The sequence below is a fragment of the uncultured Aquincola sp. genome (assembly GCF_964001545.1).
GTDB lineage: Bacteria > Pseudomonadota > Gammaproteobacteria > Burkholderiales > Burkholderiaceae_C > Aquincola.
Window position 1 is genome coordinate 1 of the sequence record NZ_CAXFDV010000808.1, and the last position, 2,844, is coordinate 2,844.

General features: G+C 70.0%; 3 protein-coding genes. 1 reads left to right on the top strand and 2 read right to left on the bottom strand.

What is annotated here, in order from left to right:
• Positions 1–949 (bottom strand): PAS domain-containing protein (locus tag ABNT58_RS28100; protein WP_348756670.1); only part of this gene is annotated, 949 nt, incomplete at its 3' end.
• A 42-nt stretch (positions 950–991) separates the two neighbouring features.
• Entirely contained in the window at positions 992–1,921 is a 930-nt protein-coding gene (locus ABNT58_RS28105; RefSeq protein WP_348756671.1) for a cobalamin-dependent protein, read from the bottom strand.
• Between the two features lie 255 nt (positions 1,922–2,176).
• On the opposite strand from ABNT58_RS28105, the gene bchF reads away from it, so the two are divergent.
• Complete coding sequence (gene bchF, locus ABNT58_RS28110) at positions 2,177–2,692, top strand: 2-vinyl bacteriochlorophyllide hydratase (protein ID WP_348756672.1); 516 nt, start codon at positions 2,177–2,179, stop codon at positions 2,690–2,692.
• Positions 2,693–2,844 lie beyond the last annotated feature (152 nt).

Consider the following 2,844-nt stretch of genomic DNA (forward strand, 5'->3'; position numbering starts at 1 on the left):
ACTCGGCAAAGGCGCTGTTGGCGGTGAGCACGCGGCCCTGCGGGTCGGTCACCACGAAGGCATCGGGCACGCTTTCCACCGCCCGCAGCAGCGCCGACTCGGCCGGGGCCACGCTGGCAGCCCCACCGCCCTCGGCCGCCGGGCTGGTCAGGCGCACCAGCACCACCGAGGCGCCGTCCTGCTTGAACAGCGTGGCCGACATCTGCAGCGCCGGGCCGGTGTCGGCCGCCTGCACGGTGATGTCGTCGGCACGGCCGGTGGCGCGTACCGCGGCGAACAGGTCGAGCGCGGCCTGGCGGCTGGCCGGTGCCAGCGCATCGGCCAGCGGCCGCCCGGCCACGCGGCGCTGGCCGTCGGCAAACAGGCGCGCCGCGGCCGGATTGATCTCCAGCACCGTGAAGGCGCTGCCGTCCAGCACCACCAAGGCCTCGTTCACGGTGTCGAACAGCAGGCGGTAGCGCGCCTCGGCTTGGCGCAGACGCAGGTAGTCGCGCTCCATCGTCTGCTGCGCATCGACCAGCCGCTGCTGCAGCGTCGACACGGTGCGCAGGTCGCGGCCCACGGCCACCACCCGGCCCTGTTCGCCGAACTGCAGCGCCGAATACATGACCGGCACGCCCGCGGTACCGGCCTGCGGATGGTTGAGCTGGCGCCACGGCGTCTGCGCCTGATGGTTGGCCGCCGCTTCGCGCAGCAGCGACAACACCTTGGGGCGGCTTTCCACCGTCACCGTTTCCAGCCAGTGGCGGCCCACCCAGGCGTCACAGCCCTCGTACGCCAACTCGTCATGCCCGATGGACACGTCGCGGATGACACCTTGATCGTCAATCACCAAGGCCACATCGGCAGCCGCGGCGATGAGCGATGCGGTGGCGCGTGCGTCGATGTCCGCCAGCAACTGCTCGGGTGCGTCGAAAGGGGTCACGTTCGGCACGCCTGCGAGGTTCATGAGGCTTGGGTGTAGCGCCGGGGCGCGCGTTGGAAGAGGAAGTCAGGCACTGGAAGAGCGGGCGGCGGCGACGAGGCGTTCCGCCTCAGCCACCGCGGTGCGGGCATCGCCGGCGGTGGCATCGGCGCCCACCAGATCGACGAAGTTGTCCATCAAGCCTGTCACCGGCCCACCAACCATCACGACGACCGCAGGATTCAACGAGGCTTTGCGTAACGCGAGGATAGCCGATGCCACCTGCGGCACATGGCACTCGCTGCCCACCGACAGCCCGACCAGGTCGTACCAGCCGCTGGAGACGGCTTGGCTGAGCGTGGGCAGGTCGGTGCCCGGGTCGGCCCACACGTCCCAGCCGGCGCGGCGGAAGAACTCCACCACCATCAGCAGGCCGAAGTTGTGCTGCGAACCCGGCACCGGCGCCAGCAGCGCCCGGTGGCCGCTGCGGCGGCTGGCACCGCCTTCGCCGCGCTGGAAGGAGGCGCTGTATTCGTTGACCAGCTGCTGCAGGCGCCACAGGCCCACCGTCACCTCGGTGAAATCGCAGAGGTCGGCCTCCCAGAGCGCGCCCAGCCGCTGCGCGGTGGGCGCCAGCAGCTCCAGGTACAGGCTCTCGATGTCCAGGCCCTCGCCGCGACGGGACCGCAGGTAGGCGGCGGCACTGCCGGGCGCACGGCCCAGCACGATGTCGGTCAGCAGCGCCACCTCGTCGGGTCCGACGCGGGGCAGCGGCCGGCCGGCGTCGGGCGCCGGCACTTCGTCGTGGCAGTGGGCCATCAACAGGCGCGGAATGATCTGCGTCTCGATGGTTCGCAGCAGCGAAGCCGCGCGGTCCGCCGGTCCGGGCGGGAGGTCGGCGCCAGCGCCGTCGTCGTTGGAGGCGGGTTCGTGCGCGACTGCGCCCCAGTTCAATGCCGTCGTGCCGTCCCGCGTCGCGGCGACGGCCGCGAACAGGTTTCTCGTGTACGTCTGCACCACGTGTCTCCTCGTGGGATCGAGCGCGTCGGGTCTCGAAGAGAAGCAGGTGCTTCGAGTGGACCTGTTGGTGCCCGGGATGCCTGGCTTGTAACGTGTTGGTAAGCAAGCGCCTGGTCGGCACCCACTGTCAACCCGAAGCGACCCCGCGTCAAGCGCGTTTCCCTGGCCACCCCATTGCTTGCAGCGTAGTGTCAGACCCGTATTACGTCAATCTGGATTGACACTCTGGCGGCACAGGCCTAGATTCGCCGCATGCCTTCCCGGTCACTCCCCCGCACCGCGCCGCTGTACACCCCGGAGCAACGGCGGCGCCGCGATGCGAGCGGCTGGACCCTGGTGCAAGGGGTGCTGGCGCCGCTGCAGTTCCTGGTGTTCCTGGCCAGCCTGGTGCTGGTGTTGCGCTTCCTGGCCACCGGCCAGGGCGAGCAGGCGGCCACGGTCTCGGTGGTGGTCAAGACGCTGACGCTCTACGCCATCATGGTCACCGGCTGCGTGTGGGAAAAGGTGGTCTTCGGCCAGTACCTGTTCGCCCCCGCGTTTTATTGGGAAGACGTGTTCAGCATGGCGGTGCTGGCGCTGCACACCGCCTACCTGCTGGCGCTGGGCCAGGGCTGGCTGGGCAGCCGCGGCCTGATGCTGCTGGCCCTGGCGGCCTATGCCAGCTACGCGATCAACGCCACGCAGTTCCTGCTCAAGCTGCGGGCGGCGCGGCTGCAGGCGGGCGGCGCCCACACGGCGTTGGCGGCCACCACCGGGGCGACGACATGATTCCCATCGCCTCTGCCAGCGATACCCGCTGCTCCGACGCACCGGTGCTGCGCGAACGTGGCCAGCGCGAGGTGTTCTGCGGCCTCACCGGCATCGTGTGGCTGCACCGCAAGATGCAGGACGCCTTTTTCCTGGTGGTGGGCTCACGCACC

Excerpts from the sequence above, each read along its gene's own strand:
- bchF (WP_348756672.1), top strand. The coding sequence starts at position 2,177 with ATGCCTTCCCGGTCACTCCCCCGCACCGCGCCGCTGTACACCCCGGAG.